Source organism: Streptomyces pathocidini, assembly GCF_001418495.1.
Classification (GTDB): Bacteria; Actinomycetota; Actinomycetes; order Streptomycetales; family Streptomycetaceae; genus Streptomyces; species Streptomyces pathocidini.
In genome coordinates this window covers 1-16,668 of sequence record NZ_LIQY01000262.1, presented here as the reverse complement: position 1 = coordinate 16,668, position 16,668 = coordinate 1, and the positions used below count along the sequence as shown (strand labels likewise).

The following is a 16,668-nucleotide window of genomic DNA, read 5'->3' as shown; positions in this document are numbered from 1 at the left end:
GTCGGGAAGGTCGGGGGCGGCGACGGCGGTGGGGGCTTCGGCAGCGGCGGCGGTCAACGCGTACGGGGTCGTGGCATCCATGACCGTGGACGCTATGCAGCGGCCGCTCGGACGAACCGTTCCGCCTTCGCCGCCTTCCCACGATCGGGGTACGGGCAGGGGCGCCGTATCGATTCGGCGGGCGGGCAAGGGGGCGCGCGTTCGGCAAGCGCACTACGAGCCGGCCGACCGGCGGGCCGGTCAGTCGCCGGACGCCGCCGCGCCCAGCCGGGGCTGGGCGACCTCCGTACCGTCCGGGGTCAGCAGAAAGACGTTGGAGTCGACGCGGTGCATCGCCGCGTTGAGCCCGAAGACGACGCCGCTGGAGAAGTCCAGGACGCGCTTGGCGACGTCCGAGTCCGCGCCGGACAGATCGAGCAGCACCGGAACCTGGCCGATCAGGTTCTCGGCGACGTCGCGCGCGTCCCCGAAGTGCTGCACGCGCAGGACGACGAACCGCCGTGCGTCGCCGCCGACTTCGCCGCCCGGCTGCCGTACGTCCTCCGGCAGCGCGCCATGGCCCGGCCAGGTCGGCCAGGAGTCGCCGCCACGCAGCGGAACGACGTCGGCCAGCCCCTCCCACTGCTCATCGGTGACGTCTTGCCGGTTCACCGGACCTCCCCACGGATGGGCTCTCTGGATATCCCCATCCGGCAACCCTAGTAACAACGACCCGAAGATCGGGCAGAACGACACCCGGCACGCCCGTCAGGTGTGACGAGGACCATTCTGCACCCTTGGACTTCCATGAAGCGCCCCGGGCCGCCCCGGCCGGACGCGGCTGCGGCCGCCAAGCCGCGTGCCGGCGTGGCGAGTTGACGGCAAGCGGCTCGGCGAGGACAGCCGAGGCGAGCGGCAGCCCTTCCGGTAGCGGTCACGCCGACCTGCCTTCGAAGTCCGAGGCCCGCAGCCCTTCTGGCCGACGAGGGGCTGGTCGACGTCTACCCGTAGATGAGGACGCTCGTCTCACGCATCCGCGAACGCGATGTCGCCTCGCCCCAGTTCGTCCGCGAGGCGCTGGAGTGCGCCGCACCGCGCGACGCCGCGGGGCGTACCACCCGGCGGCGGACCGCACGGCGGGGGCAGGGCCGCCCCTGACGTCACATGACATCGCCTGGCACCACACAGCACACCAGGTGGCGCCAAGGGGAGCCAAGAGGCGCCATCCGACACCATTCCGCGCCCATAAAAGCGCCTGAGTGCACATGGCGCCACAATGACCCAGGGCAATTTTTCCATATACCCGCAGGTCAAAACGGTCATCCATCGGCTCGACCCACACAAGATGCCAACCGGGCTTGCGCATGGCGCCACGATGGTGCCACTATGGCGCACATGGACCTCACCCCGTATGTCGACACCCTCCGCCGCGAGCTCGCGGTGGCCGCCGAAGCCGGCGGGGAAGACGCTCGCGAGCTGGCCGAGCGGCTCACCGCTCCCCTGGAGTCGGCGACTCGCCTGACCATGCTCAACGTGCTCTCCGCCGCGATGGACGAGATCACCCGCGAGCTCGCCCCCGGCTCGGTCGACGTACGGCTGCGCGGGCTCGACCCCGACTTCGTGGTGACGCCACCACCCGCCGCCGGCGGGCCCATGGAAATGGCCGCCGCGCCCGCCGAACTGCTCAAGGCGCATGCGCCCGCCGACAGCGACGAGGGCGGCACCGCCCGCGTCAACCTGCGCCTGCCGGCCCACCTCAAGGCGCGCGCCGAGGAGGCCGCGAGTCGCGAGGGCCTGTCGGTCAACGCGTGGTTGGTGCGAGCCGTCTCGGCAGCGGTCGACGGCGGTACGCGACCACGCACGACGGAGAAGACCCGCACCACCGGACAGAGCTTCACGGGCTGGGTGCGCTGACCGCGCCCGCGCCAACCCCACTTCACCCACACCACGTCCCACCAGCGGGGACGCCCCAAGGACCCATGAGGACGGTACAGCCATGCCTTCTTTCGACACTCCCGAACCGATTTCGGTCACCGCCCACGTGGGCGCCGGTTCCATCTGGTTCACCGCAAGCGAGCGCCTCGACACCATCGTCGAGGTACGGCCCAGCAGCCCGAAGCGGGACAAGGACGTACGGGCCGCCGAGCAGACCGAGGTCACGTACGCGAGCGGCGTCCTGACCGTCAGGACGAAGGAACGCCGCCTCGTCGGCCCCAGCGGCGCCGTCGAGGTGACGGTCGAGCTGCCCACGGGCTCGCGCGTCGACGTGACCGGCTCCTGGACCCAGGTGCTCGGCGAGGGCCGGCTCGGCGAGGTCCGGGTGAAGACCTCGGGCGGTGACGTCCGTCTCGACGCGACCGGCCCGCTCCAACTGACCGCCGCCCACGGCTCGATCGCGGTCGACCACGTCGAGGGCACCGCCGAGATCACCACCAGCTCCGGCAGCCTGCGCGTCGGCACCGTCGACGGTCCCGCCGTCCTGAAGAACTCGCACGGCACCACGACCGTCGGGGTCGCGACCGGCGACCTGCGGGTGAGCGGCGCCCACGGCAACATCGACATCACGCGCGCCGAGGGCTCGGTCACCGCCACCACCGCGCATGGCACCCTGCGCGTCGCCGAAGCCGCTCGCGGCACCGTTCAGCTGGAGACCTCCTACGGTGCCATCGAGGTCGGAATCCGCGAAGGCACCGCCGCCTGGCTCGACGTCAGCTCCGAGCGCGGGCAGGTACGCAACACCATCGCCGGCTCCGAACCCCCGGCAAAGGCCGAGGACACCGTCGCGGTCCGCGCCCGGACCCGCTGGGGCAACATCGACGTGCTCCGCGCCCGAACCTGAGCACCGCTCCCACCAACTCTCCTGCTTCCCCAGCCACTTCACCCTTTCACCCTTTGAACGGGAGAACCCCATGTCGTCATCTGTCATGCCCACGTCCAAGCAGAGCGGCGATGCGCAGTCGCTCGCCGCCGTCTCCACCGTCGGTCTGCGCAAGTCGTACGGCGACAAGGTCGTGCTGGCCGGCATCGATCTGCGCATCCCGGCCGGGTCCGTGTTCGCATTGCTCGGGCCGAACGGCGCCGGCAAGACCACCACCGTGCAGATCCTGTCCACGCTCATCGCCGCCGACGGCGGACAGGCCCAGGTCGCGGGCCACGACGTCGCCACGTCACCGGACGAGGTGCGCGCCGCGATCGGCGTCACCGGCCAGTTCGCCGCGCTCGACGACCTGCTCACCGCCGAGGAGAACCTGCTCCTCATGGCCGACCTGCTGCGCCTCGGCAAGCGCGAAGGGCGGTCCCGTACCCGGGAGTTGCTTCAGCGGTTCGACATCGCGGACGTCGCGCACAAGCGGGCCTCGACCTTCTCCGGCGGTATGCGGCGCCGGCTCGACCTCGCCATGACGCTGGTCGGCGACCCCCAGGTGATCTTCCTGGACGAGCCGACGACCGGGCTCGATCCACGCAGCCGACGCACCATGTGGGACACGGTGCGCTCACTGGTCGCGGGTGGCACCACCGTCTTCCTCACTACCCAATACCTGGAGGAAGCCGACCAGTTGGCTGACCGGATCGCCGTACTCGACGGCGGCCGGATCGTCGCCGAGGGCACCGCCGACGAGCTCAAGGCGCAGATCCCCGGCAGCCACGTGCGGCTGCGATTCACCGAACCCGCCGAGTACGAGCGCGCGGCCGACGCCTTCGCCGGCGCGGCCCGGGACGACGAGAACCTCGCCCTGCGCGTGGCGGGCGACAGCGGCCTCGACGCGCTGCGCTCCCTGCTCGACCGGCTCGACGCCGCCGGCATCCGGGCCGCCGACTTCTCCGTGCACACCCCCGACCTCGACGACGTATTCCTCTCCCTGACCGGCGACGGCGCCATCAAGACCGCCGCCGGCACCGCTCTTCACGTGAAGGAGACCGTGCGATGAGCACCCTCACCTACGCCGTGCACGACTCGATGACGATGCTGCGACGCAACATCAAGCACGCTCTCCGCTACCCCGCCGTGTCACTGGGCGCGTCCATGATGCCCATCCTGATGCTGCTGCTCTTCGTGTACGCCTTCGGGGACTCGATGTCGGGGGGCGCCGGCCGGGACGCGTATCTGAAGTATCTGACGCCCGGCGTCATGATCATGGGGGTGGCCTCCGGGGCCATGTCGACCTCGATCGCGGTCTGTTCCGACATGACCGAGGGCATCATCAATCGCTTCCGCACCATGAACATCACGCGCTCGTCGTTCATGACGGGCCATGTCATCGGCAGCGTCATCACGACGATGGTGAGCCTGGTCCTGGTCGTGGGCGTGGCGATCGCGCTCGGCTTCCGCCCGGACGCGGACCCGGTCGAGTGGCTGGCGGCGACCGGCCTGCTCACGGCCATCGCGTTCGCCGTGACCTGGCTGGCGGCGGCGCTCGGCCTGATCTCCAAGACGGTCGAGTCCGCGAGCAACAAGCCGCTGCTGATCCAGTTCCTGCCGTTCCTCGGCTCCGCCTTCGTACCGGCCGACTCGATGGCCCCCGGCCTGCGCTGGTTCGCCGAGTACCAGCCGTTCACGCCGATGACCGAGACCCTGCGCGGCCTGCTCTCCGGCTCGGAGATCGGCAACAACGGCTGGATCTCGCTCGCCTGGTGCGCCGGGATCGCACTGGTCGGCTACGTCTGGTCGCGCTCACTGTTCAACAGCACCACCAAGCGGTAAGTACCGCGGCCGCGGAGCCGGATGGCGTCCCCCGACGGGCTCGTCATCCGGCTCGCCACCGGATACTCTGCGGTCCGCCCCGGTCCCGGGCGACCCTCGCTTCAGCCCCCGATACGAGCTGATGCACCACCCCTTCCAGGGCGGCAGGGGGCCCGAGGGCCTGCCGCCCGCCGGGACATGACCTGCAGGCACACGCTCAAGGCGCCCGTCGGTGGAAGGTGGCGCAGGCTGCCGGCGGGCGGCTCGGCCCTGATCGCCTATCTTGGCGCCCATGCACTCCTACACGATCGGCCAGGCGGCGCGTCTGCTCGGGGTGAGTCCGGACACCGCGCGACGGTGGGCGGACGCGGGCCGGGTGGCCACGCATCGGGACGAGAGCGGTCGGCGCCTCGTCGACGGGAAGGATCTGGCCGCCTTCTCCATCGAGTTGGCCCATTCCGGTGGCGGCGAGGAGGACGTCTCGTACACCTCTGTCCGCAACGCGTTCCCCGGCATCGTCACCGCCGTGAAGCTCGGCGATGTCGCCGCCCAGGTGGAGATCCAGGCAGGGCCGCACCGGCTGGTGTCGCTGCTGACGCGGGAGGCCGTGGAGGAGTTGGGCCTGGAGGTCGGGGTGGAGGCCACAGCCCGGGTGAAGTCGACGAACGTGCACATCGACAGGGCCTGAGCGGAAGCGGCGCCCTCGCCCAGGGGGGTGAGCCCGGATGCCCCCCACACACACGTCCATGCAAACGCACATGCCAACCAGCCAGACCACCATCCCCGCTTATGCAAAGACACTAGAGACTTTTTCCTTGCACCTGCGGAATTATCATCGACGCATGGACACCCACTGGATGAGGCCGCAGGCGGCCGCCAGGACCAGAGGTGAAGGTGTCCAGGACCAGAGGGAGTGGACCCGTGATGATCCGTACCGTGCGCCGGAACCGCCGACCCCTGCGGGTGGCCGCGCTGGGAGCCGCCGCGCTGCTGGCCCTGAGCGCCTGCTCGTCGTCCGCCGGCTCCTCGTCGAAGAAGCCGGGCTCCTCCGCGTCGGCCTCCTCGGCGGGCAAGCTCTCCGGCACGGTGACCGTCTTCGCCGCCGCCTCGCTGAAGGAGAGCTTCACGACGCTGGGCGAGGAGTTCGAGAAGGAGCACCCGGGCACGAAGGTCGCCTTCAGCTTCGGCGGCAGCGACTCCCTCGCCGCGAGCATCACCGGCGGCGCCCCGGCGGACGTGTTCGCCTCCGCCAGCCCCAAGACGATGAAGATCGTCACGGCTGCGGGGGACGCGTCGGGGCCGCCCGCCACCTTCGTCCGCAACCGGCTGGAGATCGCCACCCTGCCCGGGAACCCGGACAAGATCTCCTCCCTGAAGGACCTCACCAGGCCGGGCCTGAAGGCCGTGCTCTGCGACAAGGAAGTGCCGTGCGGCACCGCCGCCCAGAAGGCCCTCAACGCCGGCGGTCTCGAGCTCACCCCCGCCTCGTACGAGCAGGATGTCAAGGCTGCCCTGACCAAGGTGCAGTTGAAGGAGGCCGACGCCGCCGTCGTCTACAAGACCGATGTGCGCGCGGCGGGTGACAAGGTGGAGGGCGTGGAGTTCCCCGAGTCCGCCGACGCCATCAACGACTACCCGATCGTCCGGCTCAAGGACGCGAGGAACGCCGAGGCGGCCAAGGCGTTCATCGCGCTGGTGCGGTCGGCGGAGGGACAGCGGGTCCTGACCGAGGCCGGGTTCCTCAAGCCGTGACCCGGACCGACGTGAGCCTGACCGACGGAGCCGGCGCCGCGGCAGGCACCCTCCGGGGCGGACCGCGGCGCCGGCGCGTCCGGATGAGCGGCGACCGGGGCGTACCACTGCCCCTGCTGGTGCCCGCGCTTATCGGCCTGGCGTTCCTGGTCGTGCCGCTGATCGCGCTGCTCGTACGGACCCCGTGGCGCAGCCTGCCCGAGCAGCTGACCAGCGCCGAGGTGTGGCAGGCGCTCGAACTGTCCCTGATCTGCGCCACAGCGGCGACCGCGGTGAGTGTGGTGATCGGCGTGCCGCTGGCCTGGCTGCTGGCCCGGATCGACTTCCCCGGCCGGGGCCTCGTACGAGCCCTCGTCACCCTCCCCCTCGTCCTGCCGCCGGTCGTCGGCGGTGTGGCGCTGCTGATGGCGCTCGGCCGCAACGGCATCGTCGGGACGTATCTGGACTCGTGGTTCGGGGTTACGCTGCCCTTCACCACGGCCGGGGTCGTGGTCGCCGAGGCGTTCGTGGCCATGCCGTTCCTCGTCATCAGCGTCGAAGGCACCCTGCGGGCCGCCGATCCACGCTACGAGGAGGCGGCCGCCACGCTGGGCGCCTCCCGCTTCACCGCGTTCCGCCGGGTCACCCTGCCGCTGATCGCACCGGGCATCGCAGCGGGCGCCGTCCTGGCCTGGGCCCGCGCACTCGGCGAGTTCGGCGCGACGATCACCTTCGCTGGGAACTTCCCCGGCCGGACCCAGACGATGCCGCTCGCCGTCTATCTGGCCCTGCAGAGCGACCCGGAGGCCGCGATCGCCCTCAGCCTGGTGCTGCTGGCCGTGTCGATCGCGGTGCTGGCCGGGTTGCGCGACCGTTGGATGACCCCCGGATGATCGAGACCTTCGACGCTCCTGCCGACGCCGCCCCGGACGGGCTCGACGCCCGCCTCGTGGTGGACCGCGGCACCTTCCGTCTCGACGTGGCGCTGGCCGTCGCCCCCGGCGAGGTGGTCGCCCTGCTCGGGCCGAACGGCGCCGGCAAGACCACCGCCCTCCGCGCCCTCGCCGGGCTGGCCCCGCTCACCGGCGGCCATCTGCGGCTGGACGGAGCGGAGTTGGACCGTACGCCGCCCGAGTCCCGCCCCGTCGGCGTCGTCTTCCAGGACTACTTGCTCTTCCCCCACCTCACCGCCCTCGACAACGTGGCCTTCGGACCGCGCTGTCAGGGCACCTCCAAGGCGGAGGCCCGCGCGCGAGCGGCCGAGTGGCTGGACCGCATGGGTCTCGCCGATCACACCGGCGCCAAGCCCCGGAGACTCTCCGGCGGCCAGGCCCAACGCGTCGCCCTCGCCCGCGCCTTGGCCATCCGCCCGCGCCTGCTGCTCCTCGACGAGCCGCTGGCGGCCCTGGACGCGCGCACCCGCCTGGAGATCCGCGCCCAACTCCGCCGCCACCTGGCCGAGTTCGAGGCCGTGGCCGTACTCGTCACCCACGACCCACTGGACGCCATGGTCCTGGCCGACCGGCTCGTCGTCGTCGAACACGGCCAGGTCGTCCAGGAGGGCAGCCCGTCCGGCATCGCCCGCCATCCCCGTACGGACTACATCGCCCAGCTGGTCGGCCTGAACCTCTACCGGGGCGAGGCCGACGGCCACACGGTCCGCCTGGACTCCGGCCCGGCCATCACCACCACCGAAGTCCTCTCCGGCCCGGCCTTCGTAGCGTTCCCGCCCAGCGCGGTCACCCTCCACCGCGGTCGTCCGACCGGGTCCAGCGCCCGCAACGTCTGGCGCTGCGAGGTCGCCGGCCTGGAGACCCACGGCGACCAGATCCGCGCCGACCTCACCGGCGAACTCCCCATCGCCGCCGACCTCAGCGCCGCCGCCGCCGCGGAACTCGACCTACACCCGGGCACGGAAGTCTGGGCAACACTCAAGGCAACCCAGACACACGCCTACCCTGCCTGAGACCGCAAAGAGCCCGAAACAACATCGACACCATACCCACCGAGACCGAAGCCTCCTCCACACGGCCTCCGCATCGTCCTGCGCGTGAGACGGTGGCTACTCATTGACGCACATGCCGACAAGCCATAGTGAGAGGCAGGGCGACCCTGCTCTCCGTACGCCACACACCCGAAACCAGGCCGTCGGCTGCCCCGAATCCCGTTCACGCCCCTGGCTGCCGCACCGGCACCGGGGGCTGCGGCGCCGGATCCCGGATGTCGCCGAGGTCGAGATCATTGCCGATGATGACCTTGCCGAACAGCCACATCAGCCGTACCGCGCGCGCGGCTCCCAGAGCAGCCGCGCCCTCGGCCAGCCAGTGGACTCCGCCCGGATCCTGCTCCGTGGTGTCGAGGACTAGGGCAAGCAGGCACAGCCCGGAGACCACCAGTGTCGCGCTGAGAATGCTCATCCAATTCCGCCGGAATTCCGGCCCCTGCTGATGGTGCGTGCGCAACACCCGCATGCGGGGGCCTGTGGCCGCGGCGTACAGAGTCACGGCCGCAGTGATGAAGCTGCCGATGATCGCAACAACGGTCGCCGTCGTTGTATAGACCGCGATCCTCTGTTCTCTGTCGGGCCATCCCAGCACATCGCCCGCGCCCGTGATCCGTACAGTCGCCATGTGCAGACCGACCACTGCACCTGCGATCACTAGGTCGACCACTGGTCGACCCACCCAGCACCGCCACAGCCGATTCAGCACGTCGCCCCCAACCTCAGCCCTGAACTGCTGCTCAGGCTAGCGGCCGATACTGACATGCTTCCTGTAGCGCCTGCTCATGCGTACGGGCCGCCGCAAAGATCTCGTCGACGGCGTACCGCAGATCGACCGACCGTCCGTCGGTGAAAGCGAGCGGGACATCGCACTGGGCCGTGATGCGATGGGCGAGGAAGTCGAGTGGCTCGTACTCAAGAGACTGACGGTGCGGGTCCCGGACCGCGACTCTGCCGGTCACGGACCGGATCACTCCGGACTCATCCATCCATTCATCCAGATCTGGCATGAACTGAAGTACGTCAGTGCGCAGTTCGGTCGCGGCCCGATTCCTGCGCATCGCGGAGAGCCTGCCACCACGCTGGGGAACCTTCAGCGAGAGCGTGATGGACGTGTCGGGATGCCGTTGCCCGAAACTCCGCAGTGAATCAGCAAGACCGCCGTGGGCGCTCAAGGCGCCGACAGTATCCGCCGGAACCCCCTCCAACTGCACAGTGAACTCGGTGACCGCTTCGATGCGGTTGAGCTTCTCTCGAGCGCGCGCGTGGATGACCGGCTTGAGCTCCACCTCACCCCACGGCAGACCAACGCCGTTCAGCCACTTGGTGATCGCACTCACCCGCGGCGCCGAGAAACCGCCGGGCAAGACCCCGATGATGTTGGCGTACGGAAGGAAGCAGATCGTCGTCACATGGACAACATCCTTGCCCACCGCGACCTGAAGCGCCTCAATTGTTCCGTTGCTCCGGTCAAGCTGGTGCGGCACCTCACCGGTGATCTTGGCGAGTTGCAGATGATCGACAGGGACAGCCGAGTCGATCACCCCAACCAGCTGATCATCCGCGCTGCGAACCACGCGCTCGTACGACTCCGAGGCCGCGACCCGGTCGAGGAAGCCCCGCCAGTCCTGGTGATCCATGCGCGGCTGGCCACGCTTGGCCTCCACGACCTCGAAGAAGAAGACCGTTCGCTTGCGCACTGTCCGGGCCACGCCCGCCTCCCCCGCTCTCAGGCACCCGCGTTCTACCATGATCGTAAGTGGATTCGCCGCGGCATACGGCACGACATTCACGGAATGGCTTGATAGCGACAGCCTCATCCACCTTCCCGCGCCCCTCGCTGGGTTTCGCCCCAACTCCTGCGGTACCACCCCCACCTGGCAAGATGTCCGGATCAGCAGTCCGACGATCTTAGAAGCCGCGATTCGCCGCATACCATCAACGTCGACACGGGCGACGTCGGCGACAGGCGAGTCAGGCAGTGGAAAGGTGCGGTGAACGGCGGTGGCGGCAGCAGGAGGTCAGGCGACCCCCAAGCCCGGTCAGCAGCAGCCGAAGCGCTGGTATCAGACCCGTCCGTCTCCCTTTCCCTGGGAGCAGACGGCCCTCGACTACGTCAAGCAGCGGATGCCGGTGACGGCTCCGCACTATGCCTGGGCAACGTTCTCCTTCACCGCCATGAGCGGCCGCATCAACGAGTGCGACCTGTTCATCGCCACGCCCCGCGGCCTCTATCTGATGGAGTTAAAGGGGCATCCCGGCCGCGTCGTCAACAGCGGGGACACCTGGAGCTTCCACGCCCCCGACGGCCGGGTCCGTACCATCCGCAACCCTCTGCACCTCACCGATCTCAAGTCCAAAGAACTGAAATCGCGCCTCCAACAGGCGGCCAACGATCTCCACCCGAGCATCCGCGTTCCCCGCATCGACCCGATCGTGTTCCTGTCCGACCCTCTGCTCCAGAGCGAGTTGGACACAGTGCAGCGCATTCACGTGTACGGACGTGACGGTGCCCAGAGCGGTCTCCCGGGCATCTGGGAGGACTTCCTCAACTTGCCGCCGGAGCGAGAGAGCTGGCGGATCAAGGAAGACGCCTTCGCACGGCATCTGCCCGAGCTGATGAAGAAGATCGGCGTGCGGGCATCCACCGCCCACCTCGACTTCGGCGACGGCTGGAGGCTCTCCTCCCGCCCCTTGGACGCGGGACCCACCTGGGAAGACCGGCTCGCCAAGCGCAAGGAGATGATCCATGAAGAGGGCCGGGTGCGGGTCTATCTCGTGGAGCAGCAGGCAAGCGAGGAGAAGCGGCGCTCCGCTACCCGCGCTGCCGAGCGCGAGTACCAGGTGCTCCAGGGCATCGCGCATCGCGGCATCTCCCAGGCTGTCGCCTTCCGCCAGCACCAGGGCGGCCCTGCGATCCTCTTCCGCCATCGGGAGAGCGATCTACGGTTGGATAACTACCTTGCGGTGCACGGCCCGAAGTTGTCCGAAGCCGTACGCCGCGACATGGTGCGCCAGCTCGCCGAGGCCGTCCGCTACGCCCACCGTCGCTCGCTCTACCACCGTGCGCTCGCAGCCCGTTCGGTGTACGTCAGCGCCCGCGAGAACGGCAGCGCCCCCGTCCTGCGGATCATCGACTGGCAGGCATCGGCCCGCGACTTCGACACCACCTCACTGCGCTCGCTCGGCGAGAGCTCCTTCACCGGGGAACACATCGAGGACGCCGCCCAGTGCTACCTCGCGCCCGAGACCGACGCCGACTATCCGGACCCGGTGGATCTCGACGTCTTCGGTCTCGGAGCCGTGGCGCACCACATTCTGACCGGAATGCCGCCTGCCGAGACCCGTACCGCCCTGAAGGCTCGACTCGCGGCCGACGGCGGTCTGCACCTGTACGCGGTCAGCGATGCCATGGACGTCGGTCTCGACGAGCTGGTGTACGCCGCAACCCGCGCGTCCGTGGACGATCGTCTCGACTCCGCCGACGCCTTTCTCGGGCAGCTCGACGATGCCGAGCAGGCCAGCGCCGCACAGGCCGTCGCCGTAGAAGCCGACCCGCTCACCGCCACCCCCGGCCAGGCTGTCGACGGAGACTGGACTGTCGAGCGGGTACTCGGCTCGGGCGCGACAGCCCGAGCGCTGTACGTGACGCGCGTCACCGAGGACGAGCGTGGTCGCCGCGTTGAGGAGGAGCGGGTCCTCAAGGTCGCGTTGGACGCGGAGAAGAACGAGCGCCTCGCCGCGGAGGCGGCGGCCCTCCAGCAGATCAGTAGCGGCCGCATCGTCAAGCTGTACGAAGGCCCGCGCGCGATCGGCGGCCGGACGGTCCTCGCCTTGGAGTACGCCGGTCCTGAGACGCTCGGCCAACGGCTGGCAAGCCACGGGCAGTTGGGTTATGAGGAATTGGCGTCCTTCGGCGAGGACCTGTTCACCGCCCTCGACGACCTCGCGGCCAGGGGTCTGCGCCACCGCGACGTCAAGCCCCACAACCTCGGGATCAAGGTACGGGACGACGGCGAGCAGCAGTTGATGCTGTTCGACTTCTCCCTGGCCAATGTCTCCGACCGCGACATCAAGGCCGGCACCCGCGGCTATCTCGATCCCTTCCTCGGGGATGCCCGGCGCCCCATCTACGACGACTACGCGGAGCGGTACGCCGCCGCAGTCGTTCTGCATGAGATGGCTGCCGCCGAGCGTCCCATGTGGGGCAACGGCACGGACGACCCTCAGACGGCCCTCAAGGACGACCTCCCCGTCCTCGCCACAGACGCCTTCGTGACCGTCCTGGGACCAGGACTCGAGAAGTTCTTCGAGCGGGCGCTGCACCGTGAAGCGAACCGCCGATTCGAGTCCCTGCGGCAGATGCGGGACGCCTGGCGTGCCATCTTCACCGAGGCCGATCGCACTCAGCCGCCGCCCGCATCGGACCCGGTCTCGCTGCTGGGCGGCGCGGGTCGACACGACGGCCTCTCCGACGACGACATCCGGGACCTGTACGCGCAGAAGGCGAAACTCGGCACGACGCTGAGGGATGCGGGGCTGACCGAGCGAGCGGCCGCGGTGGCCGAGGAACTCGGCGCGGTGACGGTCGACGAGCTGCTGGACGTCCCCTTGCCTCGCTTCCGCGGCAAGCGCGGTATCGGTGCGGTGGTCAAGAAGGAGCTCAACAGGCGACACCGTCAGTGGACGACTGCGCTGCGCCCCAAGAAGCCCAAGGCCGCAGCTGTTCCAGTGCGGCCCGTGGTGCGTGTGGCAGCGGACGACAAGCTCGCTGCCGAGCTCGAAGCCCGACAGGACGTAGAGCACTTGGCCGCGCTCCTCAACCCGGTGCCACCGGGCCGCAAGGACAACAAGCGGCCGCAGGTCGTCGCAGCCTGGCTCGGGCTCGATTGCAAGACCGAGGTGGGTTCCTGGCCCACCAACCGCCAGGTCGCGGAGACAGTGAAGGTCTCCGAGTTCACCGTCTCGAAGCACCTCAGCTCCGCCATCACGGAGTGGGCCAACGCGGGTTGGATGAAGTTCCTGTGCGGTGAGTTGGTGGACGCCGTTCGGGACGCGGGCCGCGTGATGACAGACCGCGAGCTGGCCCGGGTACTGGCCGCGAGGCATGGCTCCGAGAGCGAGTCGGCGAAGGGCACAGAGGCGGCCGCGCTCGCGGTCGTACGAGCCGCTGTCGCCGCCGAGACACTCCTCACCGGGCGCGACGAGGACCATGAGCCCCGGCTCGCACAGATGCGGCGGCGGGGGCGGCTGATCGTCGCGTTGGAGTCGCTGGACGGCTCCGACGACCCGACGTCCGACGAACTCGCCGCGTACGCCATAGAGCTGGGCGAAGCAGCAGAGAAGATCACCGCCACCGATCCCCTGCCGGAACGGGCCGGTGCGCTGCGCGACCTACGGGCGGTACGCACGCCTGAAGGCATGAACCCACTGCCGGACGCCCGGCTGGTCACACTGGCTGCGGCAACTTCGTCGGGTGCCGCAGCCTCCCCCCGACTTGAGCTGTACCCACGCACGCTGGAACTGTGGCGTGCCCTGCAGATCTCTCAAGCCGCGGCTGGTGTGCGACGCGAGGTAGGCATCAGCCTGGAGGGGCTACTCTCTCGTCTGCGCTCGCGCTTTCCCGAGATGGCGGTGGGTAGGCCCTCGTACGTCGAGGTCGAGGACGCGCTGAAGAAGGCCGGATTCCCGCTGACGTACGAGACGGCGGAGGCGCGCTTCAAACCCCCCGTGCCGGTGTCAGCGATGGGCAGCAGCTGGCCCACCTCGACGGGCACAGTGACAAGGGCCTCTCGCGCACTGGTGGCCGGCGCCGCCGGGGGACGTGAGCCGTCGGCGCTACTCGTTGCGAAGCTTAACTCCGCGATATGGGAGGGCGGCTTCCTCGCGCTGAACATACATGTCAAGCGGTTGCGGGGCGAGACCGGCTCGGTTGCGGAAGCGGTCGCGGAGGCCTTCCCGGTGGTTCCGGTGAACTTGGCGAGGGTCTTCCTGGAGGAGTTCCGGACGCTGGCGGGCGAGCACGGCACGGACTGGTCGAAGGTGCTGGGTGCGGACACCCGATACACGAGGAACGGTGAACTTCCGGGTGGGCTGCGATCGTTCGTGGTCCGGGTGTGGCCGAGGGTCGCGGCACGGCTGGAGGGCGCAGCCTCTCGCGAGCCCGGGTCGGTGTTGTTCGTTCACACCGCGGGCCTGCTCTCCCATTACTACGAGGCGGGCGGACACGAACTGCTGGTGGAGTTGCAGCGCGAGGCCCGCAAGCCCGGTGGGCGACCGCACGGGCTGTGGCTGCTCACGCCGTCGCACAACCCGCAGAGGGGACCGCAGTTGGACGGGCGCACGGTGGAGGTAACCGGTGGCGACGCGGAACTCGTGGTATTGACCGAGGACTTCCTCAAGAACTTAGCTGCACATCGAGAGGGTTTGGAACTGTGAGCGCGCGCAGTGGTGGTCAGGACGGCCTGCTGAAGGACTTACGCAAGCAGGTCACGCTCCTGGAGGGCGACTTACGGGTACGGAGCGAGTCGGTGGAGGAGTACCGAGACCGACTCACGGACGAGTACACACGGGCGTATGCGGCGGACCGTACGGCGGCGACGTACGAGTCGTGGCGCGATGAGCGGGTCACGCAGGTCGCGGCGGCGTGGGTGCTCGGCTGTGTCTTCGTGCGGTTCTGCGAGGACAACGGGTTGATCGAGCGTGCGTGGCTGGCGGGAGTCGGTGAGCGTTTGAAGGACGCGGAGGACCATGACGCGGCGTTCTTCGCGGCGAACTCGGAGAAGAACGACCGCGACTGGATCGTCGCGTCGTTCGACCACTTAGCGGGAACCAACCCGACGGTGGCGGGTCTATTCGACCGCAGGCACAACCCCTTGTGGGAGATCACACCTTCGTACGAGGCAGCGACGGCGCTTCTGAAGTTCTGGCGGCGGGTCGATTCAGACGGTGAGCTCATCCACTCGTTCGTGGACAGCGACTTGGACACGCGCTTCCTGGGCGACCTGTACCAGGACCTGAGCGAGCATGCCCGGAAGACGTACGCGCTGCTCCAGACCCCGGTATTCGTCGAGGAGTTCATCCTCGACCTGACGCTGGAACCGGCGGTTGAGGAGTTCGGCCTGGAGCCGATCGTCAAGATCCGCGACGGGCACGGCGTGGACCGGGAACTCCCCGCGGGACTGCGGACAATCGACCCGGCGTGCGGATCAGGGCACTTCCTGCTCGGCCTCTTCGAGCGGCTGTTGGCGAAGTGGCGGGTCGAGGACAAGAGCTCGGACGACTGGACTCTGATCCGACGATCTCTGAACGCGGTGCACGGGTGCGACAAGAACCCCTTCGCCGTATCGATCGCCCGGTTCCGACTGCTGATCGCTGCGCTGAAGGCGGCGGGTGCGATGCGGCTTGATACAGCGCCCGGGTTCCCGATCAACGTGGCGGTGGGCGATTCCCTGATCCACGGTCGCGGTGCGCCGAAGCGGGAATCGGAGACCATGTTCTCCCTGTCTGGGGAAAGCCTTGAAACCTTCTTCTACCGGCCCGAGGACATCGATGATTACGCAGAGCGTTGCGACCTGATGACGCGCGACTCGTACCACGTGGTCGTAGGTAACCCGCCGTACATCACGGTCAAGGACAAGCAAGAAAACCTCAACTATCGGGCATACGATTCCTGCTCGGGTAAGTATGCGTTGTCCGTGCCATTCGCCGAGCGACTTTTCCAGTTGGCTGTGCGGACGTCGGGGTCGAATCGAAATGCAGGCTACGTCGGGCAGATCACTGCGAACTCCTTCATGAAGCGGGAGTTCGGCAAGAAGTTGATCGAGGACTTCTTCCGCTTGAAAATCCACCTGACGCACGTTGTCGATACGTCTGGGGCCTACATCCCGGGGCATGGGACGCCGACGGTGATTCTGGTCGGACGGAATCATGTGCCGTGGCCAGAAGAGCCGATTCGGGCGGTGCTCGGGGTCCGGGGGGAGCCCTCGCAACCGGAAGCTGCGGAGGACGGGCTGGTGTGGAAGTCGATCGTCCAACAGGTGGAGCAGCCAGAGAGCGAGTCGGAGTGGACCAGCGCCACCGATGCAGATCGGACGCAGTTCACAGTGTTCCCATGGTCGCTTTCAGGGGGCGGAGCATCAGATCTCCTCGAGAGCCTCGAAGTCGCTCCGACCACTCTCAGGACGGCTATCAGCGAAACGGGGAGGACCACGCATACCGGCGCCGACGACGCCTACTACCTTCCACTCGCATCCGCGTACACCTACGGCGTGAC

The 16,668-nt window shown here is 68.7% G+C and carries 13 protein-coding genes; 10 read left to right on the top strand and 3 right to left on the bottom strand.

From position 1 onward, the window contains the following. Positions 1–240 precede the first annotated feature (240 nt). A complete protein-coding gene (locus AOK16_RS14245; RefSeq protein ID WP_055472636.1) occupies positions 241–651 on the bottom strand; it encodes a cell division protein SepF in 411 nt (136 codons plus the stop codon). Between the two features lie 723 nt (positions 652–1,374). Here AOK16_RS14245 and AOK16_RS14240 point away from each other — a divergent pair. The 8 genes from AOK16_RS14240 to AOK16_RS14205 all read left to right on the top strand — a co-directional run bounded on the left by AOK16_RS14240 (position 1,375) and on the right by AOK16_RS14205 (position 8,357). Beyond that, complete coding sequence (locus tag AOK16_RS14240; RefSeq protein ID WP_055472639.1) at positions 1,375–1,893, top strand: toxin-antitoxin system HicB family antitoxin; 519 nt, start codon at positions 1,375–1,377, stop codon at positions 1,891–1,893. 82 nt (positions 1,894–1,975) lie between these two features. Beyond that, complete coding sequence (locus AOK16_RS14235; protein ID WP_055472635.1) at positions 1,976–2,818, top strand: DUF4097 family beta strand repeat-containing protein; 843 nt, start codon at positions 1,976–1,978, stop codon at positions 2,816–2,818. An 85-nt stretch (positions 2,819–2,903) separates the two neighbouring features. Continuing rightward, complete coding sequence (locus AOK16_RS14230; protein WP_055472634.1) at positions 2,904–3,908, top strand: ATP-binding cassette domain-containing protein; 1,005 nt, start codon at positions 2,904–2,906, stop codon at positions 3,906–3,908. Then, on the top strand, positions 3,905–4,681 hold the full coding sequence (locus tag AOK16_RS14225) for an ABC transporter permease (RefSeq protein ID WP_055472633.1): 777 nt from the start codon (positions 3,905–3,907) through the stop codon (positions 4,679–4,681). Before AOK16_RS14230 ends, AOK16_RS14225 begins: the two co-directional genes overlap by 4 nt. A 271-nt stretch (positions 4,682–4,952) precedes the next feature. Continuing rightward, complete coding sequence (locus tag AOK16_RS14220; RefSeq protein ID WP_055472632.1) at positions 4,953–5,348, top strand: TOBE domain-containing protein; 396 nt, start codon at positions 4,953–4,955, stop codon at positions 5,346–5,348. 236 nt (positions 5,349–5,584) lie between these two features. After that, positions 5,585–6,412, top strand: a complete 828-nt coding sequence (gene modA / locus AOK16_RS14215; RefSeq protein WP_055472631.1) for a molybdate ABC transporter substrate-binding protein — start codon at positions 5,585–5,587, stop codon at positions 6,410–6,412. Then, positions 6,409–7,284: a molybdate ABC transporter permease subunit gene (gene modB / locus AOK16_RS14210; protein ID WP_398717904.1), complete on the top strand. Its 876-nt coding sequence runs from the start codon at positions 6,409–6,411 to the stop codon at positions 7,282–7,284. Before modA ends, modB begins: the two co-directional genes overlap by 4 nt. Next, positions 7,281–8,357, top strand: coding sequence for an ABC transporter ATP-binding protein (locus AOK16_RS14205; RefSeq protein ID WP_055472630.1), 1,077 nt, complete (start codon positions 7,281–7,283; stop codon positions 8,355–8,357). The genes modB and AOK16_RS14205 overlap by 4 nt, the downstream gene beginning before the upstream one ends. 202 nt (positions 8,358–8,559) lie before the next feature. On the opposite strand, the gene AOK16_RS14200 is transcribed toward AOK16_RS14205, so the two are convergent. Together AOK16_RS14200 and AOK16_RS14195 are read right to left on the bottom strand one after the other, a co-directional pair. Next, complete coding sequence (locus AOK16_RS14200; protein WP_240483561.1) at positions 8,560–9,063, bottom strand: hypothetical protein; 504 nt, start codon at positions 9,061–9,063, stop codon at positions 8,560–8,562. Positions 9,064–9,133: 70 nt separating this feature from the next. After that, positions 9,134–10,105 carry a hypothetical protein gene (locus AOK16_RS14195; RefSeq protein WP_055472629.1) on the bottom strand — a complete coding sequence of 324 codons (972 nt, stop codon included), beginning with the start codon at positions 10,103–10,105 and terminating at the stop codon, positions 9,134–9,136. 292 nt (positions 10,106–10,397) lie between these two features. Between AOK16_RS14195 and pglW the strand changes: the two genes are divergently transcribed. Continuing rightward, entirely contained in the window at positions 10,398–14,831 is a 4,434-nt protein-coding gene (pglW, locus tag AOK16_RS14190; protein ID WP_055472628.1) for a BREX system serine/threonine kinase PglW, read from the top strand. Continuing rightward, positions 14,828–16,668: BREX-2 system adenine-specific DNA-methyltransferase PglX (pglX, locus tag AOK16_RS14185; protein ID WP_107098348.1), on the top strand; the 1,841-nt coding region annotated here is incomplete at its 3' end. The genes pglW and pglX, both read left to right, overlap by 4 nt.

Excerpts from the sequence above, each read along its gene's own strand:
- AOK16_RS14230 (WP_055472634.1), top strand. The coding sequence starts at position 2,904 with ATGCCCACGTCCAAGCAGAGCGGCGATGCGCAGTCGCTCGCCGCCGTC.
- AOK16_RS14235 (WP_055472635.1), top strand. The coding sequence starts at position 1,976 with ATGCCTTCTTTCGACACTCCCGAACCGATTTCGGTCACCGCCCACGTG.
- AOK16_RS14205 (WP_055472630.1), top strand. The coding sequence starts at position 7,281 with ATGATCGAGACCTTCGACGCTCCTGCCGACGCCGCCCCGGACGGGCTC.
- AOK16_RS14220 (WP_055472632.1), top strand. The coding sequence starts at position 4,953 with ATGCACTCCTACACGATCGGCCAGGCGGCGCGTCTGCTCGGGGTGAGT.
- modA (WP_055472631.1), top strand. The coding sequence starts at position 5,585 with ATGATCCGTACCGTGCGCCGGAACCGCCGACCCCTGCGGGTGGCCGCG.
- AOK16_RS14240 (WP_055472639.1), top strand. The coding sequence starts at position 1,375 with ATGGACCTCACCCCGTATGTCGACACCCTCCGCCGCGAGCTCGCGGTG.
- AOK16_RS14225 (WP_055472633.1), top strand. The coding sequence starts at position 3,905 with ATGAGCACCCTCACCTACGCCGTGCACGACTCGATGACGATGCTGCGA.